The organism is Streptomyces sp. NPDC047841 (assembly GCF_040704085.1).
Lineage (GTDB): Bacteria > Actinomycetota > Actinomycetes > Streptomycetales > Streptomycetaceae > Streptomyces > Streptomyces argyrophylli.
Genome location: NZ_JBEYRP010000006.1, coordinates 57,701 through 80,908 on the forward strand (window position 1 = coordinate 57,701; position 23,208 = coordinate 80,908).

The following is a 23,208-nucleotide window of genomic DNA, read 5'->3' on the forward strand; positions in this document are numbered from 1 at the left end:
GGCGCGGGAACGGCTGTCGGCGTCAGGTGGCACCCTTGGGGTCATGACCGACTCCGCACCCCGACGCGCCCGAGTCCGCGCCCCCGACCTGATCGGCAAGGGCGGCTGGCTGAACACGGGAGAGACGCAGTACACCCTCGCCGACCTGCGCGGACGCATCGTCGTCCTGGACTTCTGGACCTTCTGCTGCATCAACTGCCTGCACGTCCTGGACGAGCTGCGCGAGCTGGAGGAGAAGCACCGGGACACGCTCGTGGTGATCGGGGTGCACTCGCCGAAGTTCGTGCACGAGGCCGAGCACCAGGCGGTCGTGGACGCCGTGGAGCGCTACGGCGTGGCGCACCCGGTCCTGGACGACCCCGAGCTGGCCACCTGGAAGCAGTACGCGGTGCGCGCCTGGCCGACGCTCGTGGTGATCGACCCCGAGGGGTACGTCGTCGCACAGCACGCGGGCGAGGGCCACGTGCACGCCATCGAGCGGCTGGTGACCGAGCTGGAGGCCGAGCACGAGGCCAAGGGCACCCTGCGCCGCGGCGACGGCCCCTATGTGCCGCCGGAGCCCGAACCGACGACGCTGCGTTTCCCGGGCAAGGCCCTGCTGCTGCCGTCCGGCACCTTCCTGGTCAGCGACACCACCCGGCACCAGCTGGTGGAGCTGGCCGGGGACGCCGAGACCGTCGTACGGCGCATCGGCTCCGGCACGCGCGGATTCACCGACGGCGGCCCCGGGGCGGCGTCCTTCAACGAGCCCCAGGGTCTCGCCCTGCTCGACGACGGCTCGGTGGTGGTCGCCGACACCGTCAACCACGCCCTGCGGCGCCTGGACCCGGCCACGGGCGAGGTGACCACCCTGGCGGGCACCGGGAAGCAGTGGTGGCAGGGCTCGGCGACCTCCGGCCCGGCCCGCGAGGTGGACCTCTCCTCGCCGTGGGACGTGGCGGTCTTCGGCGGCAAGGTGTGGATCGCGATGGCCGGCGTGCACCAGCTGTGGACCTACGACCCGGCCGGCCGTACGGTCGCCGTGGCGGCGGGCACCACCAACGAGGGCCTGGTGGACGGGCCCGCGGCCGAGGCCTGGTTCGCCCAGCCCTCCGGCCTCGCGGCCACCGCCGACCGGCTGTGGCTCGCCGACTCCGAGACGAGCGCCCTGCGCTGGGTCGACCCCGACGGGCAGGTGCACACCGCCGTCGGCACCGGCCTGTTCGACTTCGGCCACCGGGACGGCGCCGCCGGCCAGGCCCTGCTCCAGCACCCGCTGGGCGTCACGGCCCTGCCGGACGGCTCGGTCGCCGTCGCCGACACCTACAACCACGCCCTGCGCCGCTACGACCCGGCGACCGGCGAGGTCACCACGCTCGCCACCGACCTGCGCGAGCCCAGCGACGCGGTCCTGGCCGGCGAGGACATCGTGGTCGTGGAGTCGGCCCGGCACCGGCTGACCCGGCTGCGGCTGCCGGAGGAGGCGGTGCGCGTGGAGTCGGTCGCCCACCGCACCCAGCGCGCCGCGACCGAGGTCGCCCCCGGCGCGCTGCGCCTGGACGTGATCTTCCAGGCCCCGGCCGGCCAGAAGCTCGACACCCGGTACGGCCCCTCGACCCGGCTGCTCGTCTCCGCCACCCCGCCCGAGCTGCTGCTCAAGGGCGAGGGAGCGGACACCGAGCTGTCGCGTGACCTGGCACTGAACCCGGCCGTCACCGAGGGCGTGCTGCACGTCTCCGCGATGGCGGCCTCCTGCGACGACGACCCCGCCAACGCGTACCCGGCCTGCCACGTCCACCAGCAGGACTGGGGCGTCCCGGTCCGCCTCACCGAGGGCGGCGCGGACCGGTTGCCGCTGGTACTGGCGGGGATGGACGAGACGGCCCCCGGGCAGGACCGAGCGGCGCGGCCGGCGGGCACGTCGCCGGAAAACGACTGAACCCACCCTCAGGCGCAGGTGGGTTCAGCCGTCAGACGCCGTAGCCGTCGGAGTAGCCGTCGACGCGGTGGTGGCGGGGTTCCTCCTCCACCACCGGGGTCGTCGGCGGGACCACCACGCGGCGGCGGCGGGCTATTCCGCTGAACGTGGCGACGCCGATCAGGCCCACGGCCATCAGGATCAGGCCGACCACGGTCAGGTTGACGCCGTGCATGTGCCAGTCGGTCGCGAACGTCAGAATGGCCCCCACGGCGATGAGGATGATGCATCCGCCGAGACCCATGAGACCTCGCCTCCCCTTCCGGTTCCGGAATCTCCGGTGCCGTCCGGGTACCCCCTCAGGCCCCGACTAGCCCTCCAGGAAGGCGGTCAGGGCGTTCGCGAGCAGGAACGGGTCGTCGGCGCCGCAGAGTTCACGGACGCTGTGCATGGAAAGGATCGCCACGCCGATGTCGACCGTGCGGATGCCGTGCCGGGCCGCGGTGATCGGGCCGATCGTGGTGCCGCACGGCATGGAGTTGTTGGAGACGAAGGTCTGGAAGGGGACGTTCGCCTTCTCGCAGGCCGCGGCGAACACCGCGCGGCCCGAACCGTCCGTGGCGTAGCGGTTGTTGACGTTGACCTTGAGGATCGGGCCGCCGTTGACGCGCGGGTGGTGCGTCGGGTCGTGCCGCTCGGCGTAGTTGGGGTGCACGGCGTGGCCCGTGTCGGAGGACAGGCAGACCGTGCCGGCGAAGGCGCGGGCCCGGTCCTCGAACGACCCGCCGCGCGCGAGGACCGAGCGCTCCAGGACGGTGCCGAGCAGCGGGCCGTCCGCGCCGGTGTCCGACTGTGAGCCGTTCTCCTCGTGGTCGAAGGCGGCCAGCACCGGGATGCGGGTGAGCGCCGCGCCGGAGGCCGCCGCGGCGGCGAGGGCGGCGGCACCGGCGTGCACGGACAGCAGGTTGTCCATCCGCGGACCGGCGACCAGCTCGCGGTCCCGGCCGAGGTAGGCGGGCGGCTCCACCGGGTACGTCATCAGGTCCCAGCCGGTCACCGAGCCCGCCTCCAGGGCGGCCTCCTGCTCCAGGAAGGCGATGAGTTCGCCGTCCAGCACGTCGTTGCCGAGGCCCCACACCGGCTGGAGGTGCCGCTGCTTGTCCAGCTTGAGCCCCTCCGAGCCGACCGAACGGTCCAGGTGGATGGCGAGCTGCGGCACCCGCAGCAGCGGCCGGTCCACGTCGACCAGGACGGAGGAGCCGTCGCGCAGGGTCAGCCGGCCGGCCAGGCCGAGGTCCCGGTCCAGCCAGGAGTTCAGCAGCGGGCCGCCGTAGATCTCGACGGCGACCTGGCGCCAGCCGTGCGCCCCGCTGTCCGGTCGCGGCTTGACCCGCAGGTTCGGGGAGTCGGTGTGCGCCCCGATGATGTGGAAGGGGGTGTGCGGCTCGGCGCCCTCGGGCACGTACCAGGCCACGATCGCGCCGCCGCGCAGCACGTACCTGCCGCCGTGCGTCCCGTCCCAGGCGTCCGTCTCCGCCACCTGCCGGAAGCCCGCCTTCTCCAGCCGTTCGGCGGTGTTCGCCACGGCGTGGTACGGCGTCGGGCTCGCCGCCAGGAAGGACATCAGGTCGTCGGTGTGGCCGCGGTCGAAGGTGAGGGGAGCGCGCGAGGCGCTCCCCGGAGGGGCGGCGGCGGGTGACGGGCGGGATGGTGCGCTCATGGGATTCACCTTAACGACGTGCACGGGCCCGCTCCCGGTAAGGAGCGGGCCCGTGCGTGGAATCGACGGGGTCGTCCGGAAGGTCCGGACGACCGGTCAGAACGCCGCCTCGTCCAGCTCCATCAGGTCCAGCTCGACGCCCGCGGCGACCTTGCGGGCGAGGGTGACGCCCGGCAGGACGTTCGCCGCGAAGAACTTCGCCGCGGCGATCTTGCCCGTGTAGAACGCCTTGTCCTTCGCCGAGGCCGTGGCCAGCTTCTCGGCGGCGATCGCGGCGCCCTTCAGGAGCAGGTAGCCGACGACGACGTCACCGGAGGCCATGAGCAGGCGGGTGGTGTTCAGGCCGACCTTGTAGATGTTCTTGGTGTCCTGCTCGGTGGCGGCGAGGTCGGTCAGCATCAGGCCGACGATCGCCTCCAGCTCCACGGCCGCCTTGGCCAGGTGCTCGCGGGCGCCGGACAGCTCCTCGCCGCCGGTGCCGAGCGCCAGGAACTTCTTGATGTCCTCGGCGAGGGAGTTCAGCGCGGCGCCCTGGTTGCGGACGATCTTGCGGAAGAAGAAGTCCTGGCCCTGGATCGCCGTGGTGCCCTCGTAGAGGGTGTCGATCTTGGAGTCCCGGATGTACTGCTCGATCGGGTACTCCTGGAGGAAGCCGGAGCCGCCGAAGGTCTGCAGCGACTGGGCGAGCTGCTCGTAGCCCTTCTCGGAGCCGTAGCCCTTGACGATGGGCAGCAGCAGGTCGTTCAGCGCGTGCTCGGCGGAGGCGTCCTCGCCGTTCGCCTCCTTGACCTGGATGGCGTCCTGGATCGAGGCGGTGTAGAGGACGAGGGCGCGCATGCCCTCCGCGTACGCCTTCTGCGTGATCAGCGAGCGGCGCACGTCGGGGTGGTGGGTGATGGTGACCTTGGGCGCGGTCTTGTCCATGAAGTTGGCCAGGTCCGGGCCCTGGACGCGCTCCTTGGCGTACTCCAGCGCGTTGAGGTAGCCGGTGGAGAGCGTGGAGATCGCCTTCGTGCCGACCATCATGCGGGCGAACTCGATGATGCGGAACATCTGGCGGATGCCGTCGTGCTTGTCGCCGATCAGCCAGCCCTTGGCGGGGTGCTTGTCGCCGAAGGTCATCTCGCACGTGTTGGAGGCCTTCAGGCCCATCTTGTGCTCGACGTTGGTGGCGTAGACGCCGTTGCGCTCGCCCAGCTCGCCGGTCTCGAAGTCGAAGAGGTACTTCGGGACGAGGAAGAGGGACAGGCCCTTGGTGCCGGGGCCGGCGCCCTCGGGACGCGCGAGCACGTAGTGGAGGATGTTCTCCGACATGTCGTGCTCACCGGAGGTGATGAAGCGCTTCACGCCCTCGATGTGCCAGGAGCCGTCCTCCTGCTGCACGGCCTTGGTGCGGCCGGCGCCGACGTCCGAGCCCGCGTCGGGCTCGGTGAGGACCATGGTGGAGCCCCACTGCTTCTCGACGGCGATCTCGGCGATGTGCTTCTGGACCTCGTTGCCCTCCTCGAAGAGGATGCCGGCGAACGCGGGGCCGGAGGAGTACATCCACACGGCCGGGTTGGCGCCCAGGATCAGCTCGGCGTAGGCCCAGATCAGGGAGCGCGGAGCGGTGGTGCCGCCGATCTCCTCGGGCAGGCCGAGCCGCCAGTACTCGGAGTCCATGAAGGCCTGGTAGCTCTTCTTGAAGGACGCCGGGACGGGCGCGGTGTTGGTCTCCGGGTCGAAGACCGGCGGGTTGCGGTCGGCGTCGGCGAAGGACTCGGCCAGCTCGTTCTCGGAGAGGCGGGTCAGCTCCTCCAGGACGCTCTTGGCGGTCTCGACGTCCATCTCCTCGAACGGGCCGGTGCCGTACACCTTGTCGCGCCCCAGTACTTCGAAGAGGTTGAACTCGATGTCGCGGAGATTCGGCTTGTAGTGCCCCATGGCGACGGCTCCGTAGAGGGATCGGCGAGGCACTTGCTCCTCGCACCTAGTTCACGTACCAACAAGTAGCTACGATGATGCTACCCGTCGGTAATAACAAGCAACCCCGATCCCGGTATCTGTGACCCACCCCTCGCCCGGTTCTCAGTACCCTTACGCGCATGTACGGATACGGCCAGCCCATGGACGGGGGCGCTGCCCAGCAGCAGTACGCCTCGTCGCAGCAGCAGATGCCGGGTGGTGTCGGCGGATACGGGCAGCAGCCGCCGCTGTACCCCGAGCCGTCGCCGCCCTCGCTCGCGGACGCGGTGCGCGCCTTCACGACCGGGCAGATGTCCGCCGAGGACTTCCAGCAGATCTTCGCCACGTCGAAGGTGTACTGCCCGCGCGGCGACACCCCCGGCTTCCTGGCGCTGCACAACACCCAGCAGCCGGTGATCCCGATGTTCACCTCGCTGAAGGAGCTGCGCCGGTACGCCGGCAAGGAGTCCAAGTACTTCGTCATCACCGGCGCCGAGGTGATCGACCTGCTGCCGACCGGCTACGGCTTCGTCCTGGACATGGAGGGCGAGCACCGGATGGTCTTCGACGCGAAGGCGGTCGAGCAGATGGTCGACTTCGCGATGCGCCGCATGTACGGCTAGGCGTCGCGCGCGGGGAGCCCGGAGGGGAATGCCCTCCGGGCTTTCTCTGTTCTGGGTGGCAAGAAGTTCAACGCTCAACTAAAGTGGGCGTACCAAGGAGGTACCCACCATGCCTGCAGTGACCGTCGAGAACCCGCTGACGCTGCCCCGTGTGACCGCTCCCGCCGACGCCGTGGCACGCCGCGTGCTCACCGTCACGACCGCCCCGAGCGGTTACGAGGGCGAGGGCTTCCCGGTGCGCCGGGCGTTCGCGGGGATCAACTACCGCCACCTCGACCCGTTCATCATGATGGACCAGATGGGCGAGGTGGAGTACGCGCCGGGCGAGCCCAAGGGCACCCCCTGGCACCCGCACCGCGGCTTCGAGACCGTCACGTACATCATCGACGGCGTCTTCGACCACCAGGACAGCAACGGCGGCGGCGGCACCATCACCAACGGCGACACGCAGTGGATGACCGCGGGCTCGGGCCTGCTGCACATCGAGGCCCCGCCGGAGTCCCTCGTCGTGTCCGGCGGCCTCTTCCACGGGCTCCAGCTGTGGGTGAACCTCCCCGCCAAGGACAAGATGATGGCCCCGCGCTACCAGGACATCCGCGGCGGCAACGTCCAGCTCCTCACCACCCCCGACGGCGGCGCGCTGCTGCGGGTCATCGCCGGCGAGCTGGACGGCCATCAGGGCCCGGGCATCACCCACACCCCGATCACGATGATCCACGCGACCCTCGCCCCGGGAGCGGAACTCACCCTGCCGTGGCGGGAGGACTTCAACGGTCTGGCGTACGTCCTCGCGGGCCGCGGCAGCGTCGGCGCGGAGCGCCGCCCGATCCACCTGGGCCAGACGGCCGTCTTCGGCGCCGGCTCCTCGCTCACCGTCCGCGCGGACGAGAAGCAGGACTCGCACACCCCGGACCTGGAGGTCGTCCTCCTCGGCGGACAGCCCATCCGGGAGCCGATGGCCCACTACGGCCCGTTCGTCATGAACTCCAAGGAAGAACTGATGCAGGCCTTCGAGGACTTCCAGAAGGGCCGGCTCGGCAGCATCCCGGCGGTCCACGGGATGACCGAAGGCGGCATCTGACCGCTCCCCGGCGGGACGCCCCCGCGGACGACCCGCCGGGCGCCCGCCGGCTCCCCCGCATGACCCCGGCCGTACGTCGGCCGGGGCCGGCGTGTCCTCACCCGCCCGGACCCGCGGCACAGGACAGCCGGCGCGCCGCGTGATCCGCTGGACGCGTGCAGTTCCTCCCTGTCGCCGCCCGCCGGTTCGCCGCCTGGTGCGCCGTGCTGCTGCTCGCCGCCGGGGTCGGCTGGGTCGGGGTGCGGCTGTGCGCGGAGTTCCGTACGGCCGTCACGCCGGTGCTGCTCGCCCTGCTCGGGACGGCGCTGCTCGGGCCGTTGCACCGGCGGCTGGTGCGGGCCGGGGTGCAGGCGTCGGTGGCGGCCGGGCTCACCTGCGTCGCCGTCGTGGCCGTCGTCGGCGGTGCCGTGTACATCGTCGTCGCCGCGCTCGTCGACACCGGCGCGGAGATTCTCGCCTCGCTGCGGAACGCGGCCAAGGGGGTCGCACGGCACTTCGGCGCCGCCGGGACCAGCCTGGACGACCTCGCCGCCAACGCCCGGCAACTGCTGGGCAGGTTCGGCAGCACCGCCGCGTCCAACGTCATCAGCGGCGTCAGCGTCGTCGCCGAGTCCATCGCCATGGCCGTGCTCGCCCTGCTGCTCGTCTTCTTCTTCCTGCGCGACTCCGACCGCGCCCTGGCCGGCCTGCGCTCGCTCGCGCCCGGCGGCAGCGCCGAGCTCCTGGAGGCCATCGCCCGGCGGTCCTTCGCCGCGGTCGAGGGCTTCATGCGCGGCACGACCGTCATCGCGCTCATCGACGCCCTGTGCATCACCGTCGGCCTGCTGGTCCTCCGGGTGCCGGGCGCGATCGGGCTCGGCGCACTCGTCTTCGTTGGCGCGTACATCCCCTACCTCGGCGCCTTCCTCTCCGGCGCGGTGGCCGTGCTGGTCACCCTGGCCGACCGGGGCTTCGTCATCGCGCTGTGGGCGCTCGGGGTGGTGCTCGCGGTGCAGGTGCTGGAGGGGCACGTGCTGCAACCGGTGATCCAGAGCCGGACCGTGCAGATGCACCCGGCCGCCGTGCTGCTCACGATCACCGCGGGAGCCTCGGTCGCGGGCATCCTCGGCATGCTCCTCGCGGTCCCGCTGACCGCGGCGGCCTTCGGCGCCGTCCGGGAACTGCGCGGGCGTCAGGCCACGTCCCGCGACGCGCCCGCCCCCGAGCCACCCGGTTCGTAGAGCTCGAACCAGATGCTCTTGCCCTCGCCCCGAGGGTCCACCCCCCAGCCGTCCGCGAGGAGCTCGATCAGCATCAGGCCCCGCCCGGAGGAGGCCAGTTCACCGGGGCGGCGCTTGTGCGGGAGGTCGTCGCCGGTGTCGAAGACCTCCACCCGCAGCCGCCGCCCGGGACCCTCGCCCATGACCTCCGCGAGCAGCACCGCGTCGGCGTCGGTGTGCACCAGCACGTTGGTGACCATCTCCGAGACCAGCAGCACCGCCGCGTCCACCTGCTCGGCCGACGTCCAGTCGTGCAGCAGCCCGCGCAGGTGCTGGCGGGCCTCGGCGATCCGCTCCGGCTCGTCCTGCGCCACCGACAGCAGCGTGCGCCGCACCACCGGCCGTACCGTTAGGGTGTCGCCGCGCCCGCGGCCCTCCCCCGGCCGGCCCAGCAGCAGCAGCGCGATGTCGTCCTCGCGGCGGTCGGCCAGCGGGCCGGTCGTGTGGTGCGAGGACGGCCCGTGCACGCCCTGCACCAGCGCGTCGGCCAGGGACTCCAGGTCGCCCTCGTGGTCCTCCAGGATCGCGCGCAGCCGGCGCCAGCCGCTCTCCATGTCGTGCCCGCCGGTCTCGATCAGGCCGTCGGTGCACAGCATCAGCGTCTCGCCGGGTTCGAGCGTGAACCGGGTCGTCGGGTAGTCGGCGTCCGGGTCGAGGCCCAGCGGCAGCCCGCCCGTCGTCGGGCGGGCCATCACCGTGCCGTCCGTCATCCGGATCACCGGGTCCGGGTGGCCGGCGCGGGCCATCTCCAGCCGCCCGGTCGGCGGGTCGGCCTCCACGTACAGGCAGGTCGCGAAGCGGAGGTCGGCCAGCGCGTCCTCCCCGGCGTCGTCGGTGAGGCCGTGCAGGAAGCGGGAGGCGCGGGAGAGGACGGCGTCCGGGCGGTGCCCCTCGGAGGCGTAGGCGCGCAGCGCGATCCGCAGCTGGCCCATCAGGCCGGCCGCGCGCACGTCATGGCCCTGGACGTCCCCGATGACCAGGGCGAAGCGGCCGGAGGGCAGCGGGATCATGTCGTACCAGTCGCCGCCGACCTGGAGTCCGCCGCCGGTCGGGATGTAGCGGGCGGCCACCCGCATCCCGGGGATCTCGGGGCCGAGCGACGGCAGCATGGAGCGCTGGAGGCCCTCCGTCAGCTCCCGCGCGGACTCGGCGGCGCCGGCCCGGAACAGCGCCTGGGCGAGCATCCGGGCGACCGTCGTCAGGACCGCGCGCTCGTCCGGGGTGAACGCCACGGGATAGGTGAAGGCGGCCATCCAGGCGCCCCTCGTGCGCCCGCCGGCCGTGAGCGGCAGGAACGCCCAGGAGCGGCGCCCGAAGTGCCGGGCGAGCGGCCAGGTCGCCGGGTAGCGCTCCCGGTAGGCCTCGGGCGAGGAGAGGTACACCGCGCGGCCCGTGCGCACGACCTCGGCCGCCGGATAGTCGGTGGCCAGCGGCATGTCCGAGAAGGGGCCCATGTCGGCGGGGGTGTGCCCGTGCTGGCCGGTGATCGTCAGCCGGTCGCCCTCGACGCCGAACACCACGAGTCCGTCCGGCGAGAACCCCGGCATCGACAGGGCGCCCGCGACCCGCAGCACCTCCGCCGTGGACCGGGCCTCCGCCAGCGCCCGGCCCGCGTCCAGCAGGAACGCCTCGCGGGAGCGCCGCCAGTCCCCGGTGACGGCACTGCGGCCGGCCGCCGTGCCCGGGGCCGGATCGGTCACCTCCTGGAGGGTGCCGATCAGCTCGTACGCGTGCCGCTCGGGGTCGAAGGACGGCTTGGACCGGCTGCGGACGATCCGCACGATGTTGCCGTCCCCGTCCATGATCCGGATGCGCACCTCGGCGAGGGTGCCCTCGGCGACGGCCAGCCGCACCACGCCGGTGATCTCGTTCCAGTCGACCGGATGGAGGCGGGCCCGGGTCTGCGCCTCCGTCAGGGTGGCGGGCTCCGCCGGCAGGCCGAGCAGCCGCGCCGCCTCCGCGTCCACGGTGACCAGCCCGGTGTGGGTGTCCCAGTGCCAGAGCCCGGTCGCGAGGGAGGCGAGGACCTCCTCCACGGACGGCAGCGGCTCACCTGTACGCATTGCCCCACTTTATGGAGAGGTGCGCGGAGCCTGCCACCGTAGACGGGCGCGCGGTACGGACGGTAATGGTGGGAGCCGATCTTGGGGTGGCCGGTACCCTTGGGATGGCCTAGGCCGTACCCGCCTGGCGACACCCGATCCGCAAAGACTGGATGAACGACGATGCATCGGTACAGGTCCCACACCTGCGGCCAGCTCCGCGCCTCTGACGTCGGCACCGACGTCCGGCTGAGTGGCTGGCTGCACAATCGGCGCGACCTGGGCGGCATCCTCTTCATCGATCTCCGTGACCACTACGGCATCACGCAGCTGGTCGCGCGCCCGGGCACCCCGGCGTACGAGGCCCTGGACAAGATCTCCAAGGAGTCCTCGGTCCGTGTCGACGGCCGCGTTGTTTCACGTGGAACCGAGAACGTGAACCCCGACCTGCCCACCGGCGAGATCGAGGTCGAGGTCGCCGAGGTCGAGCTGCTCGGCGCGGCGCAGCCCCTGCCCTTCACCATCAACACCGAGGACGGGGTCAACGAGGAGCGGCGCCTGGAGTACCGCTTCCTGGACCTGCGCCGCGAGCGCATGCACCGCAACATCATGCTGCGTACGGCCGTGATCTCCGCGATCCGCCAGAAGATGTCGGCGATGGGCTTCAACGAGATGGCGACGCCGATCCTGTCCGCCACCTCTCCCGAGGGCGCCCGCGACTACGTGGTCCCCTCCCGGGTGCACCCGGGCAAGTTCTACGCGCTGCCGCAGGCCCCGCAGCAGTTCAAGCAGCTGCTGATGATCTCCGGCTTCGACCGCTACTTCCAGATCGCGCCCTGCTTCCGCGACGAGGACGCCCGCGCCGACCGCTCGCCCGGCGAGTTCTACCAGCTCGACGTCGAGATGAGCTTCGTCGAGCAGGAGGACGTCTTCCAGCCGATCGAGAAGCTCATGACGGAGCTGTTCGAGGAGTTCGGCGGCGGCCGCCACGTCACCTCCCCGTTCCCGCGCATCCCGTTCCGCGAGGCGATGCTGAAGTACGGCTCCGACAAGCCGGACCTGCGCGCCAAGCTGGAGCTGGTCGACATCACCGACGTCTTCGAGGGCTCGGAGTTCAAGGCCTTCGCCGGCAAGCACGTGCGTGCGCTGCCGGTTCCGGACGTGTCCGCGCAGCCCCGCAAGTTCTTCGACCAGCTCGGTGAGTACGCCGTCGAGCAGGGCGCCAAGGGCCTGGCCTGGGTGCGCGTGGCCGAGGACGGCTCGCTCTCCGGCCCGATCGCGAAGTTCCTCACCGAGGCGAACGTCGCCGAGCTGACCAAGCGCCTCTCCCTGGCCCCCGGCCACGCCGTCTTCTTCGGCGCCGGTGAGTACGACGAGGTCTCGAAGATCATGGGCGCGGTCCGCGTGGAGGCGGCCAAGCGCGCGGGCCACTTCGAGGAGGGCGTGTTCCGCTTCTGCTGGATCGTCGACTTCCCGATGTACGAGAAGGACGAGGAGACCGGCGGGATCGACTTCTCCCACAACCCCTTCTCGATGCCGCAGGGCGGCCTGGAGGCCCTCCGGACCCAGGACCCGCTGGACGTCCTGGGCTGGCAGTACGACATCGTCTGCAACGGCGTCGAGCTGTCCTCGGGCGCGATCCGGAACCACGACCCGGAGATCATGCTCAAGGCCTTCGAGATCGCGGGCTACGACCGGGAGACCGTCGAGGAGAAGTTCGCGGGCATGCTGCGCGCGTTCCGCTTCGGCGCCCCGCCGCACGGTGGCATCGCCCCGGGCGTGGACCGGATCGTCATGCTCCTCGCGGACGAGCCCAACATCCGCGAGACGATCGCCTTCCCGCTCAACGGCAACGCCCAGGACCTGATGATGGGCGCCCCGACCGAGCTGGACGAGTCCCGCCTGCGCGAGCTGCACCTGACCATCCGGAAGCCGCAGCCCAAGTAGCCAACCGGCAAGCGTCCGGCCGTGCGCGCCGATCTGTCCTGACTCGCTCTTGACGATCGGCGCGCACAGCCGTCTCCGGGCCCGGTGACAGCTTCCGTCCCTACGGTCCCGGCCCATGACCAACACCCCTGAGACCGGCCCCGGCGGCCGCGAGCCGTCCCGCCCGTCCCGTCGTACGGTGATCATGGCGGGCGGTGCCACCGCCGTGGCCGTGGGCCTGGGCGGCGCCCTGGCCGTCGACGCGTCCGCGGACGACGACACCACCGCGGACCTCTGCTACACGCTGACCTCCGAGACCGTGGAGGGCCCCTATTACATCGACGCCGACAAGATCCGGCAGGACGTCACCGAGGACCAGGACGGCATCCCGCTGACGCTCACCCTCAAGGTGATCGACGCGCAGACCTGCGAACCGCTGCGGAACGCGGCCGTCGACATCTGGCACTGCAACGCGCTGGGCGTCTACTCCGGGTACGAGGCGTCGGGCAGCGGCACAGGCGGTGGCGGCGGCCCCGCCCCGACCGGCACCCCGACCGGTACGCCCACCGGCGCCCCTCCGTCAGGGGGCCCCGGCGGCCCCGGCGGCGGTGGGCACCAGGAGCCCACCGACGACACCCGCTACCTGCGCGGCACCTGGCGCACCGACAGACACGGGCACGCCACCTTCCGGACGGTCTTCCCCGGCTGGTACCAGGGCCGCTGTGTGCACATCCACGTCAAGGTGCACGTCGACGGCGCCTGGACGGACGCCGGGTACGAGGGCGGCCGCACCTGCCACACCGGGCAGCTGTTCTTCGCCGAACAGGCGGTGCTGCTGACGCAGGAGGTGGAGCCGTACTCCGCCAACACCACCACCCGCACCACGCTCGACGAGGACACCCTCTACCCGGGCAACGGGCACGCGGGCGGTCTGCTGTACCTGTCGTACGACCGCAGGCACATCGCCCGCGGTGTCCGGGCCCGGCTCACCCTGGGCGTGGCCCCGGACCAGACGCACGACGGCGGCTGATCCGGCTCACTCGCCCTGCCCGTCCGTCTCGGTGTCCGGGGACGCGCCCTCCTCCAGCAGCCGCTCGGCGATGTCGTCGGACCAGTGCTGGGCCCAGGCGCGCAGGGCGGCGACGGCGGACTCGTCCAGGCCGTGGCGGAGGAAGTCCCGGTCGGAGTAGAAGTCCGTGCCCGTCAGCCGGGACTGGAGGGTCGGCAGGTCGAACGGGTCATGGGCGTGCCGGCGGCCCAGTTCCTCCAGGGCGGGCAGGGAGAACCGGGCCGCCGCGGCCTGCGCGTCGATGAGGTCGACGGCGGCGCCCCGGTCGTACAGGGCGCGGATCTTCGTGCCGACGGCGTCCGCCAGGGAGAGCGCCGGACCGTACCCGGTCAGTTCCGGCGGCTGCCAGAACGCCTCCTTGTGCAGCGCGAGCGCGCACGGCTCGCCGGTCGGCGGGTCCGTGACCGTCAGCTGTGCGGTGCGCGCGGTGACCGCGCCGGCCCGCACCCGCCGCCCCCGCGCCTCCAGGGCCGCGCCGACAGCACCGGCGATGTGCTCCATCGCCTCGGCGCTCTCGGTGGCGAAGTCCAGGTCGGCGTGCGGGCGGCGGAGCAGTCCGTGCGCCTGGAGGGCGTAGCCGCCGGCCAGGACCAGGCCGTACGGGCCGTCCACGGCGACGACGTCCGCGAGGAGCCGGCGATGGGGTTCGGGGATGTCCACACGAAGATCTTTCCGGCTTCCGGCCGCTCATGCGCGACGAGCGGCAACTTTTCCCGGACAGATCGGGGCGGCGGGCCGCCTCCGGGCGGGTCCTACCGCTGCTCGTCGCCTCCTGCCGCGTAGCGGGGCAGGCCCTCGGTGGAGATGGTCCAGTCGCCGATGGTGACGTCCTCGCCGTAGACGAAGTCCTTGCGGGTGGCGTAGCGGGGGCCCTCGGGGGTGGCGTGGATGTCGGTGAGGACGGCGCCGGTTCCGGTGCGGGGGTCGAAGACCGCGTAGACCGGGATGCCGATCAGGGGGTAATCGCGCAACTTGGTGACCCAGTCGTTGTCCGGGTTGGACCGGGAGACGATCTCGACGGCGGCGATGACGGTACGAGGGTCGAAGGCCCCCTCTCCCTCCATGTCCGCCTCGGCGATCACCATGATGTCGGGGCGGCGCATGATGCCTTCCGGCTCCATCTCGACGTCGGGCTCGCCCGTGTGGGCCACGATCTCCTCGGGCATGACCTTCTCCAGGCGTTTCCGGAGACGGAGCGCGGTGAGCTCGTGCGGCCGCACGGGCGACATCATGTCGAGGACGATTCCTTCTTTGGTGATCTCGAACTTGCCGGGGAGGGTCCCGTCGGTGGACTCCACGAAGTCGCGCATGGCCCGGTACAGGTGGGAGGCGCCCTGCCGCGCGTTGTCCGGGGCGATGGTCATGGCGCTCGCTCCTCGTCGTCTGTGCCCAGGGGCAAGGATCGTCGCTCTCATGCTAGGCGGCCTGCGGGGGATGGATCGGACCGGCAGTCGCGGCACCGGCCCGGTTCAGGCGCCCGGAAGGCGCGGTCACAGCCGTCGCAGGTCTGGAGGGGATGCCGGGGCTCCGGGGCCGGTGCGGCCGGTGGCCTGAACGGCGGCGGGGGTGGCAGCTGGGCGGCCAGGCGGTGGGCGAGGAGGGCGGCCGGGCGGATCAGGGGCTCGTTCGGCAGGTTCGCGGTCAGGGCGTGGCGCACGGCGGTGGGGGTCAGGTCGCGTTCCAGCCAGGCCGCGACGCCGGGGGCGAGGTGCTCGGCGTCGGCGGCGGACAGGAACAGGCGGGGGTCGTGGCGGCGCAGGCCGGCGAGCACGTCGACGGCGGTCCGCAGGAGGGCGGGCGCGCCGTACGACGGCTGGGGGACGGCCGGGAGGCGCTTGCGTGGCGCGGGCTCGTCGGGGGCCGTGCGGCGGGCGGACCCGCGGGAGGCCGTCTCCCGGGCGGCGCGGTGTCCGGGCCTGTTGCAGGACACCGTGCGGGTGACGATCCGGCCGGTGGGGGTGCGCTCGCGGGTGCGGCGCAGGTAGCCGTGGGTTTCCAGTTCCCGCAGGGCGGCGGCGATACGGGTCGGGCCCTCGGGGAAGCGGGCGGCGAGGGACTTGATGTCGACGGCGGTGCCCGGCCGCACCGACTGGATGTAGCAGGCCAGTCCGATGGCGAGCAGGGACAGCTCCGGGTGCTGGGCCAGGTCGTTGCCGATCACCGTGAAGTTCTCGGTGTGGCGGACGTGGTCGTGGGCGACGCCGGCGGGCCGGTGCCCTTCGGAGTGGTTTTTGCCCGGGATACGGGACTGGGCGGGCGTGGTCGCGCTAGGGTTTTCGTTGTCCATCGGGGAAGGTCCGTTCCTCGGTGGTCAGGCCCTCGCATTGGGATGGCAGTCCCGGCGAGGGCCGTCGCATGTCTGGGGGTGTCTGTGTGCTGCTGGTGCTGAGCCTAGGGCAGGCAACCGGTCCCGAATCCAGCCCACTTGGGCATATTCACTCGCGGGAGTGAGTTTGCCCGGCGGGAGGGAGGGGTGGGGCTTGGCGGGGTCCTTTCTCCCCAGTGGGTAGTGCTTAGGGAGCGCAGGTCGGACCGGCGATTGGGCGGTCATGTTCCGGCGCGGAGGAGTCTCTCCGGCACACGTCACTCGCCGTGGCCGCATGCGCCTACCGTGGTTGGTGACGCTGTGCTCGCCCAGGATTACTGTCCGCTCGTTGTCCGGCGGTGTCCGGGCTTGTCTGGGCGTCGCGTACGGGTAGGGCGTGGCTGGTACGAGGCGGTACGACGGAGGGGCGCGCATGTCGGTGGACGGCGAGGTTCGGCGGCTGAGGACCGAGGCTGACGAGCCGGGGTGGGAGGTGGACCCGGACGACGAGTGGGGCGTGGCGGTGGTCGCCACCGTGGGGCGGCAGCTGAAGCTGCGGCGCGAGGCCGTGGGGATGCGGGCCGGCGACTTCGGGAAGTCCGTGGGCTACGGCGAGGATCTCGTCTACAAGATCGAGAGCGGCAAGCGGATTCCCCGGCCGGAGTATCTGGACCGGGCGGACGAGGTGTTGGGGGCGGGTGGGCTGCTGTCGGCGATGAAGGAGGACGTCAACAAGGTCCGGTATCCGAAGAAGGTGCGCGCCTTGGCGGAGATGGAGGCCAAGGCGGTGGAGATGGGGGTCTACGTCGGACTCAGCGTCCATGGCCTGTTGCAGACGCCCGAGCACGCGCGGGCCCTGTTCGAGGTGTCCCAGTCCGCTTATACGGAAGCGGAGTTGGATCGTTTGGTAGCCGCCCGCATGGGACGCAAGACCATCTTCGACCGGTCCCCGCGCCCGGCTCTCAGCTTTGTCCAGGAAGAGGTGACGCTCCGTCGACGGGTGGGAGGCACAATGGTGTGGCGTCAGCAGCTCGCGCATCTGCTCGAAGTCGCGCAGTTGCGCAACGTCACTCTTCAGGTGATGCCGACGGACTCCGGGGCTCACCCTGGGCTGAGTGGCAAGATCGAGGTGCTGAAGTTCGAGGACGGTACGGCCATGGGGCGCTCCGACGGCGCCTTCAACGGCCGCCCGGTCTCTGATCCGAAACAGCTCCGCATCCTTGAGCTGAGGTACGGCACCATCCGGGCACAGGCTCTTACCCCACGGGAGTCGCTGGCCTTCGTCGAGCAACTGCTGGGAGAAACATGATCCGCAAGGCCCTCGCCGGGGACGCCTCCGAACTGGCGTGGTTCAAGAGCAGCTACAGCGATGGCCCCGAGGGTGACTCCTGCGTCGAGGTCGCCGCCACCCCCCGCACCATCCACGTCCGTGACTCCAAGTACCGGGACGCCGGCCCCCGCCTCGCCCTCGGCCCGGAGTCATGGGCGGACTTCGTCGCGTACGCGTCCGGGAGCTGACCCCTCGACCGACCTGCCCTCACCTGGTCAGGACGAGCAGACCGAGGTGAGGGCTGCCGAAGCCGACTGCGGCGCCCGCGGGGGCGGTCAGGCGGACTCGCCGCCGAAGCGGTCCTTGTAGGTCGCCAGGTCCTCGTCCGTGAGCTTGGCGAAGAGGACCGGCGGGACCGTGAACGGGGTGCCGGCCGGGACCGCGGTCAGAGCCTTCGCCTCGTCCTGGGTCACCCAGACGGCGGTGTCGTCCGGCAGGGAGAACGCCTCCCGCATGGTCTTCGCCGTCGCCGGGATGAACGGCTCGGAGACCACCGCGTACAGGTGGATCAAGTTCATCGCCGTGCGCAGGGTGAGGGCCGCGCCCTCCTTGTCGGTCTTGATCTCCAGCCAGGGGGCCTTCTCCTCCAGGTAGGAGTTGCCGGCCGACCACAGGGCGCGCAGCGCCGCCGCGGCCTTGCGGAACTGGAGGGCCTCCATGTGCTCTTCGTACTCGGCGAGGAGGCGGGCGATCTCCTCGCCCAGCTTCCGCTCCGCCTCGCCGGGCTCCCCGCCCGCGGGGACCTCCTCGCCGAAGCGCTTCCTGGAGAAGGACAGCACGCGGTTGACGAAGTTGCCGAGGGTGTCGGCCAGGTCCTTGTTCACCGTGGCGGTGAAGTGCTCCCAGGTGAATGACGAGTCGTCCGACTCGGGGGCGTTGGCGATCAGGAAGTAGCGCCAGTAGTCGGCGGGCAGGATGTCCAGCGCCTGGTCGGTGAAGACGCCCCGCTTCTGCGAGGTGGAGAACTTGCCGCCGTAGTACGTCAGCCAGTTGAACGCCTTGACGTAGTCGACCTTCTTCCACGGCTCGCGCACGCCCAGCTCGGTGGCCGGGAACATCACCGTGTGGAAGGGGACGTTGTCCTTCGCCATGAACTCGGTGTAGCGGACGGTGTCGTCCGCCTCGTACCACCAGGACTTCCAGTCGCGGTTCTCCGGGTCCTGGTCGGCCCACTCCTTCGTCGCACCGATGTACTCGATCGGAGCGTCGAACCAGACGTAGAAGACCTTGCCCTCGGCCGCCAGCTCCGGCCAGGTGTCCGCCGGGACGGGGACGCCCCAGTCCAGGTCACGGGTGATCGCCCGGTCGTGCAGGCCCTCGTTCAGCCACTTGCGGGCGATGGAGGAGGCGAGCTGCGGCCAGTCCGCCTCGTGCCGGGCGACCCACTGCTCGACCTCGTGCTGCAGCTTGGACTGGAGCAGGAAGAGGTGCTTGGTCTCGCGGACCTCCAGGTCCGTGGAGCCGGAGATCGCCGAGCGCGGGTTGATCAGGTCGGTCGGGTCCAGCACGCGGGTGCAGTTCTCGCACTGGTCGCCGCGGGCCTTGTCGTAGCCGCAGTGCGGGCAGGTGCCCTCCACGTAGCGGTCCGGCAGGAAGCGGCCGTCGGCGGGCGAGTAGACCTGGCGGATCGCGCGCTCTTCGATGAAGCCGTTCTCGTTCAGCTTGCGGGCGAAGTGCTGGGTGATCTCGCGGTTCTCCGCGCTGGAGCTGCGGCCGAAGTAGTCGAACGCGAGCGCGAAGCCGTCGTAGACCGCCTTCTGGGCGTCGTGCGCCTGCGCGCAGAACTCGGCCACCGGCAGGCCCTGCTCCTTGGCGGCCAGTTCGGCGGGGGTGCCGTGCTCGTCCGTCGCGCAGATGTACAGGACGTCGTGGCCGCGCTGACGGAGGTACCGGGAGTACACGTCCGCCGGGAGCATGGACCCCACCATGTTGCCCAGGTGCTTGATCCCGTTGATGTACGGAAGGGCGCTGGTGATGAGGTGTCGAGCCATCGCGGGCTGCTCCCAGGTCGCTACGTGTACGAACCTTGAAATCGTAGCCGACGTGTGTAAGCCGCCCGCTTCCCGTTTTGCGGGCTGAGAAGCGGGCGGCAGGGGGTCACGGGCGCCAGGTGGCCAGTACGCCCTCGTACAGCTCCGTGTCGGTGAGCTCGCGCGGGGTCGGGCCCGCGTGGAAGAAGGACGTGTTGCCGGTCTTCAGCTTGCGGAGGTAGTCGAAGGCCTTGTTGTCGTGGTCACCGAAGGCGACGAAGGAGAAGAAGAGGGCGGGGTGGCGGGTGGCGGTCTCGGTGAGGGACTGGGTGGCGGGGGTCTTCGCGTCCGGGGCGCCGTCGGTCTGGAACACGACCAGGGCGGGGGTGCCGGGGGTGGCGTTCTTCTCGTAGTGCGCCACGACCGCTTCTACGGCGGCGTGGTAGCTGGTGCGGCCCATGCGTCCGAGGCCGGCGTGCACGTCGTCGATCTTCGTCTCGTGCTCCGGGGCGAGGGTGAGGTCGGTGGTGCCGTCGACCTCCGTGGAGAAGAAGACGACGTGGACCGTGGCCTCGGGGTCCAGGTGGGCGGCGAGGGCGAGGGTCTGGTCGGCGAGGGCCTGGGCGGAGCCGTCCTTGTAGTACGGCCGCATGCTCGCGGAGCGGTCGAGGACGAGGTAGACCTTGGCGCGGGCGCCGGTGAGGCCGGTCTTGTCGAGGGTGGTCGTGGCGGCCTTGTAGGCGGTGGCGAGGGAGGGCGTGCGGGACGTGATCTCGGCGAGGGTGTTGGCGGGCTCGGCCTGGTCACCCGTCTCGGGTTCGCGGGTTGCCTGCGGGGTCGCGTCCGTCTCGGGTTCGCGGGTTGCCTGCGGGGCCGGTGCCGGTGCCGGTGCCGGGTCCGCTTCGGCTTCGCTGGTTGCCTGCGGCGCGGGGTCCGTGTCCGCCTCGGCTTCGCCTTCGGCGTCCGTGTTCCCACCGGCACCACCCGTGCGGCTTTCGTCGTCGGCCGCGGGTGGCCCCTGTGGGGCGTCCTCGCCGTCGGCGGCCTGCGGGGCGGTGGTCGCCTCGGCGGTTACGGCCGCTTCGTCGGCCTCCGCTTCCACGTCCGCCTCTGCCTGAGCCGCCACCTCCGCTTCCGCCTCCGGCTCGGTTGCCGGTTCCGCTTCCGCCTCTGGCTCGGTTGCCTCCGCGCCGGCCGCCGACCCGGACTCGGCCTCCGGCGCGGTCTCCGCCGGAGCCGTCGGCGCGGGCTTCTCCTCCGCCTCGTCCGTGACCTCGGCGGTGGTCTCGGCCGGGGGCTCCTGCTCGGGTGCGGCCTCGGTCTCGTCCTGCGCCTCGGCAGTGGCCGCCGCCGGCGGCTCTTCCTCGGCCTGCTTCTCGACCTCGTCGTGGGTCTCGGCCGTGGCTGCGGCCGGAGGCTCCTGCTCGGCCTTCTGCTCGGCTTCGTCCTCGGTCTTCTGGTCCTCGGCCTCGACCTCGTCGTGGGTCTCGGCCTTGGCTGCGGCCAGAGGCTTCTCCTCGGCCTTCTTCTCGGCCTCGGCCTCGGCGTCGACCTCGACCTCGTCCTCGGCCTTCCCGTCCTCTGCCTCGGCCGTGGCTGCGGCCGGAGGCTTCTCCTCGGCCTTCTCCTCGGTCCTCTCCTCGGGCGCGGGCGCGGGCTCGGGGCGGGGGGTGGGGGGTGCTTCGGTCTTCTCCTCCTCGGCCTTCGGTGGGGCCGTGTCCTCGGTGCCGGAGGGGGTCGGCGTCGGCTGGGGCGGGGTGGTTTTCACCTTGTCGAAGGCCGCTGCCACCAGCTCGTGTTCTTCGGCCGCCGTCACCAGTTCCTGTTCCCCGGTGGGGGCTCGGCGGGGTTCCGGGACCGAGGGGGAGTGCGCGGTGGTCTCGGGCGCACCCTCCGGCTCGGTGGCTCGTGCTTTGCGTGAGCGGCCGAATGCGTTCCGCAGGAGAGTGAGAATGCCCATGTGCGCAACCCTTCGTGAGGTGGAGCCGTCAATCCCTGGCCAGGACGGACACGTAAGGTTAGCGGCCCCGGATTGCGGGAGCGGTCAGCGCGGGGAGGCGATCGAGCGGGCCGCGGCGACCTCCTGGCGCAGGGGTTCCAGGACGCTGCCCGCCGGGCCGGTCAGGTCGGTGCGGACGGCGATGAGGGTCTCCGCGTTCCGTACGCCCTCCGACAGTTCCCGCAGTTGCAGGGTGACCTGGGTGATCTCGGCCGTGGAGGGCGCCGCCGCCCCGTGGCGGACACGGACGCGGGCGGCCGTCGTGGCGTCCACGATCCGTTCCACGGCGACGACGAGCGGCCACCACGCGGCGGCTCGCCTGCCGGTGGGCGGTGGTTCGGTCAGGGCCCGCTGGAACTCGGTGCGGATGACGGACAGGTCGCGGTAGAGGCGGCGGCGCATGCGGGCCCGGGCGGGCGGGTCGGCGTGCGGGCCGAAGGCGGCCTCGACGTACGCCGCCGTGTCGGCCACCGCGTCGGCGAGGCGGTCGCCGACCCGGGTGTGCCAGCTCTCGGGCCACAGGAGGTAACCGGCGGTCAGGGCGACGGCGCAGCCCAGGAGGGAGTCGGCCAGCCGGGGCAGCAGGAGGGCCGTGCCCTGGTGGTTGAGGACGTCGGACAGGATGAGGATCACCGGGGTGATGGCGGCCGTCTGGTAGCCGTAGCCCCGGGGGGTGAGGGCCGGGATGAGGGGGGCGAGGAGGAAGAGGACGGGGACGTCCCACCAGCCGAGCGGGACCTCGGCCAGTACCACCGCCGCGATCAGCAGACCGGCCACCGTGCCGAGCGCGCGCAGCAGCGCGCGGGAGAAGACCGAGCCGAAGTCGGGCTTGAGGACGAAGGTGATGGTCAGGGCGACCCAGTAGGAGCGCGGGACGGGGATCAGGGAGACCAGGGCCTGCGCGATGCCGATGCAGACGGCGAGCCGTACGCCGTAGCGCCAGGAGTTGGCGGACAGGACGACGTTGCGGGCCGTGCGGGCGGTGCGGATGCCGAGGGCGGCCGGCCGGCCCAGGCGGTCGTCGATGCCCCGGGGGTCGACGTCGGGGGCGGCGACGACCTCGGCGGTGTGGCGCAGGGCGTGGTCCACCGCGCGGGCCGTCTCCGTGGTGGGGACGGGCAGGTGCAGGGGCGGGAGGGTGTTCGAGCCGGTGGCGACGGCGTCGGCCAGGTGGTGGAAGGCCTCCGGGACCTGCGGGGGGAGCGGGCGGGCCGCCAGGTGGGCCGCGGGGGCCGCCTCTATCACGGGAGTGATCGCGTTCAGCTGGGCGAGGAGCCGGGTCAGGTCCGGGCTGCGGCCGTGGTGGCGGGCGCGCCGGGCCAGGATCAGGTCGTACGACTGGTTCAGCGAGTGGGTGACGGTGCGGCGGGCCTCCTCGTACTCCTCGGTGCGGTCGGTGCCGGCGGTGGCGAGGAGGGTGGCGACCGTGCGGTAGGTGGCGGCGACCGCGGCCCGTTCGGGCACGCCCGCGCGCAGCGGCCAGGCCAGCAGCCCGAGGAGGAGGACGAGGAGGCCGCCGCCGGTCAGCAGGGCCGGGGCGAGCCACCAGGGGGAGGGCAGCGGGAGCCCCGCGCCCACCACGCAGTTGAGCAGCAGGAGCAGGCCGGAGACCGAGGCGACCGCGCCGATCGTGGAGATCATGCCGGAGACCAGGGCGACGCCGGTGACCGCGGCCACCGCGTACCAGCCGTGCCCGTACACCAGGGTGCCCAGGGCCACGCCGACCGCGCCGAAGAGTTGCGGTACGGCGATGTTGAGGACGCGCATGCGGTAGGCGTCGGCGGTGTCGCCGATGACGCCGGACAGGGCGCCCATGGAGGCGAGGGCGCCGTAGGCCGGGCGGCCGGCGGCGAGACCGAGCGCCAGCGGCAGGGCCATGGCGAGGGCGGCGCGGGCCACGGCCGCCCCGTTGACCGGGGCCTGCTGGGGTATGAGGTTCCGGACCAGCCAGTCGGGAGGGGTGAGGCCGATGGGGAACTCTCGTGACATGCGCCCATTATCGCCGCGTTGATCCATCCGGGTTGGGCCCGTCCGTGCGGGGTC

18 protein-coding genes are annotated in these 23,208 nt (G+C 71.8%); 8 read left to right on the top strand and 10 right to left on the bottom strand.

From position 1 onward, the window contains the following. Positions 1 to 43 precede the first annotated feature (43 nt). Positions 44 to 1,918, top strand: a complete 1,875-nt coding sequence (locus tag AB0947_RS10950) for a thioredoxin-like domain-containing protein (protein ID WP_366750024.1) — start codon at positions 44 to 46, stop codon at positions 1,916 to 1,918. A 31-nt stretch (positions 1,919 to 1,949) separates the two neighbouring features. Here the strand turns inward: AB0947_RS10950 and AB0947_RS10955 are convergent, their stop codons facing one another. From AB0947_RS10955 to AB0947_RS10965, 3 genes are all read right to left on the bottom strand, one after another. Beyond that, on the bottom strand, positions 1,950 to 2,201 hold the full coding sequence (locus AB0947_RS10955; RefSeq protein ID WP_366750025.1) for a DUF6458 family protein: 252 nt from the start codon (positions 2,199 to 2,201) through the stop codon (positions 1,950 to 1,952). A 66-nt stretch (positions 2,202 to 2,267) separates the two neighbouring features. Further along, positions 2,268 to 3,617, bottom strand: a complete 1,350-nt coding sequence (locus AB0947_RS10960) for a M18 family aminopeptidase (protein ID WP_366750026.1) — start codon at positions 3,615 to 3,617, stop codon at positions 2,268 to 2,270. Between the two features lie 96 nt (positions 3,618 to 3,713). Next, positions 3,714 to 5,540 (bottom strand): acyl-CoA dehydrogenase, encoded by a 1,827-nt coding sequence (locus AB0947_RS10965; RefSeq protein ID WP_366750297.1) that lies wholly within the window; start codon positions 5,538 to 5,540, stop codon positions 3,714 to 3,716. A gap of 161 nt (positions 5,541 to 5,701) precedes the next feature. On the opposite strand from AB0947_RS10965, the gene AB0947_RS10970 reads away from it, so the two are divergent. From AB0947_RS10970 to AB0947_RS10980, 3 genes are all read left to right on the top strand, one after another. Continuing rightward, a complete protein-coding gene (locus AB0947_RS10970; RefSeq protein WP_103813517.1) occupies positions 5,702 to 6,184 on the top strand; it encodes an SseB family protein in 483 nt (160 codons plus the stop codon). 109 nt (positions 6,185 to 6,293) lie between these two features. Beyond that, a complete protein-coding gene (locus tag AB0947_RS10975) occupies positions 6,294 to 7,265 on the top strand; it encodes a pirin family protein (RefSeq protein ID WP_366750027.1) in 972 nt (323 codons plus the stop codon). Positions 7,266 to 7,420: 155 nt separating this feature from the next. Beyond that, positions 7,421 to 8,485 carry an AI-2E family transporter gene (locus tag AB0947_RS10980; RefSeq protein ID WP_366750029.1) on the top strand — a complete coding sequence of 355 codons (1,065 nt, stop codon included), beginning with the start codon at positions 7,421 to 7,423 and terminating at the stop codon, positions 8,483 to 8,485. Here AB0947_RS10980 and AB0947_RS10985 read toward each other — a convergent pair. Continuing rightward, positions 8,437 to 10,587: a SpoIIE family protein phosphatase gene (locus AB0947_RS10985; protein WP_366750030.1), complete on the bottom strand. Its 2,151-nt coding sequence runs from the start codon at positions 10,585 to 10,587 to the stop codon at positions 8,437 to 8,439. The two genes, AB0947_RS10980 and AB0947_RS10985, sit on opposite strands and share 49 nt — an antisense overlap. A 162-nt stretch (positions 10,588 to 10,749) precedes the next feature. Between AB0947_RS10985 and aspS the strand changes: the two genes are divergently transcribed. Together aspS and AB0947_RS10995 are read left to right on the top strand one after the other, a co-directional pair. After that, positions 10,750 to 12,513 (top strand): aspartate--tRNA ligase, encoded by a 1,764-nt coding sequence (aspS, locus tag AB0947_RS10990; RefSeq protein ID WP_366750031.1) that lies wholly within the window; start codon positions 10,750 to 10,752, stop codon positions 12,511 to 12,513. 184 nt (positions 12,514 to 12,697) lie between these two features. Continuing rightward, positions 12,698 to 13,522, top strand: coding sequence for an intradiol ring-cleavage dioxygenase (locus tag AB0947_RS10995; protein ID WP_366750298.1), 825 nt, complete (start codon positions 12,698 to 12,700; stop codon positions 13,520 to 13,522). Positions 13,523 to 13,528: 6 nt separating this feature from the next. Here the strand turns inward: AB0947_RS10995 and AB0947_RS11000 are convergent, their stop codons facing one another. From AB0947_RS11000 to AB0947_RS11010, 3 genes are all read right to left on the bottom strand, one after another. Next, positions 13,529 to 14,221 (bottom strand): nucleotidyl transferase AbiEii/AbiGii toxin family protein, encoded by a 693-nt coding sequence (locus AB0947_RS11000; protein WP_366750032.1) that lies wholly within the window; start codon positions 14,219 to 14,221, stop codon positions 13,529 to 13,531. Positions 14,222 to 14,313: 92 nt separating this feature from the next. Next, positions 14,314 to 14,925: a Uma2 family endonuclease gene (locus AB0947_RS11005; RefSeq protein ID WP_366750033.1), complete on the bottom strand. Its 612-nt coding sequence runs from the start codon at positions 14,923 to 14,925 to the stop codon at positions 14,314 to 14,316. A 47-nt stretch (positions 14,926 to 14,972) separates the two neighbouring features. Beyond that, a complete protein-coding gene (locus AB0947_RS11010) occupies positions 14,973 to 15,848 on the bottom strand; it encodes a helix-turn-helix domain-containing protein (protein WP_366750034.1) in 876 nt (291 codons plus the stop codon). A gap of 451 nt (positions 15,849 to 16,299) precedes the next feature. Between AB0947_RS11010 and AB0947_RS11015 the strand changes: the two genes are divergently transcribed. Together AB0947_RS11015 and AB0947_RS11020 are read left to right on the top strand one after the other, a co-directional pair. Continuing rightward, entirely contained in the window at positions 16,300 to 17,175 is an 876-nt protein-coding gene (locus AB0947_RS11015) for a helix-turn-helix transcriptional regulator (RefSeq protein WP_366750035.1), read from the top strand. Beyond that, on the top strand, positions 17,172 to 17,384 hold the full coding sequence (locus AB0947_RS11020; RefSeq protein WP_366750036.1) for a DUF397 domain-containing protein: 213 nt from the start codon (positions 17,172 to 17,174) through the stop codon (positions 17,382 to 17,384). The genes AB0947_RS11015 and AB0947_RS11020 overlap by 4 nt, the downstream gene beginning before the upstream one ends. Positions 17,385 to 17,471: 87 nt before the next feature. On the opposite strand, the gene metG is transcribed toward AB0947_RS11020, so the two are convergent. The 3 genes from metG to AB0947_RS11035 form a co-directional block, all read right to left on the bottom strand. Next, entirely contained in the window at positions 17,472 to 19,187 is a 1,716-nt protein-coding gene (gene metG, locus AB0947_RS11025) for a methionine--tRNA ligase (protein ID WP_366750037.1), read from the bottom strand. 106 nt (positions 19,188 to 19,293) lie between these two features. Beyond that, positions 19,294 to 21,126 (bottom strand): VWA domain-containing protein, encoded by a 1,833-nt coding sequence (locus tag AB0947_RS11030; RefSeq protein WP_366750038.1) that lies wholly within the window; start codon positions 21,124 to 21,126, stop codon positions 19,294 to 19,296. Positions 21,127 to 21,210: 84 nt separating this feature from the next. After that, positions 21,211 to 23,154, bottom strand: coding sequence for an FUSC family protein (locus AB0947_RS11035; protein WP_366750039.1), 1,944 nt, complete (start codon positions 23,152 to 23,154; stop codon positions 21,211 to 21,213). Positions 23,155 to 23,208: the final 54 nt, after the last annotated feature.

Bases quoted from the DNA above. Each gene is read 5' to 3' on its own strand.
- AB0947_RS10950 (WP_366750024.1), top strand. From the start codon at position 44: ATGACCGACTCCGCACCCCGACGCGCCCGAGTCCGCGCCCCCGACCTG.
- AB0947_RS10955 (WP_366750025.1), bottom strand. From the start codon at position 2,201: ATGGGTCTCGGCGGATGCATCATCCTCATCGCCGTGGGGGCCATTCTG.
- AB0947_RS10960 (WP_366750026.1), bottom strand. From the start codon at position 3,617: ATGAGCGCACCATCCCGCCCGTCACCCGCCGCCGCCCCTCCGGGGAGC.
- AB0947_RS10965 (WP_366750297.1), bottom strand. From the start codon at position 5,540: ATGGGGCACTACAAGCCGAATCTCCGCGACATCGAGTTCAACCTCTTC.
- AB0947_RS10970 (WP_103813517.1), top strand. From the start codon at position 5,702: ATGTACGGATACGGCCAGCCCATGGACGGGGGCGCTGCCCAGCAGCAG.
- AB0947_RS10975 (WP_366750027.1), top strand. From the start codon at position 6,294: ATGCCTGCAGTGACCGTCGAGAACCCGCTGACGCTGCCCCGTGTGACC.
- AB0947_RS10985 (WP_366750030.1), bottom strand. From the start codon at position 10,587: ATGCGTACAGGTGAGCCGCTGCCGTCCGTGGAGGAGGTCCTCGCCTCC.
- aspS (WP_366750031.1), top strand. From the start codon at position 10,750: ATGCATCGGTACAGGTCCCACACCTGCGGCCAGCTCCGCGCCTCTGAC.
- AB0947_RS10995 (WP_366750298.1), top strand. From the start codon at position 12,698: ATGGCGGGCGGTGCCACCGCCGTGGCCGTGGGCCTGGGCGGCGCCCTG.
- AB0947_RS11005 (WP_366750033.1), bottom strand. From the start codon at position 14,925: ATGACCATCGCCCCGGACAACGCGCGGCAGGGCGCCTCCCACCTGTAC.
- AB0947_RS11010 (WP_366750034.1), bottom strand. From the start codon at position 15,848: ATGGACAACGAAAACCCTAGCGCGACCACGCCCGCCCAGTCCCGTATC.
- AB0947_RS11015 (WP_366750035.1), top strand. From the start codon at position 16,300: ATGTCGGTGGACGGCGAGGTTCGGCGGCTGAGGACCGAGGCTGACGAG.
- AB0947_RS11020 (WP_366750036.1), top strand. From the start codon at position 17,172: ATGATCCGCAAGGCCCTCGCCGGGGACGCCTCCGAACTGGCGTGGTTC.
- metG (WP_366750037.1), bottom strand. From the start codon at position 19,187: ATGGCTCGACACCTCATCACCAGCGCCCTTCCGTACATCAACGGGATC.
- AB0947_RS11030 (WP_366750038.1), bottom strand. From the start codon at position 21,126: ATGGGCATTCTCACTCTCCTGCGGAACGCATTCGGCCGCTCACGCAAA.
- AB0947_RS11035 (WP_366750039.1), bottom strand. From the start codon at position 23,154: ATGTCACGAGAGTTCCCCATCGGCCTCACCCCTCCCGACTGGCTGGTC.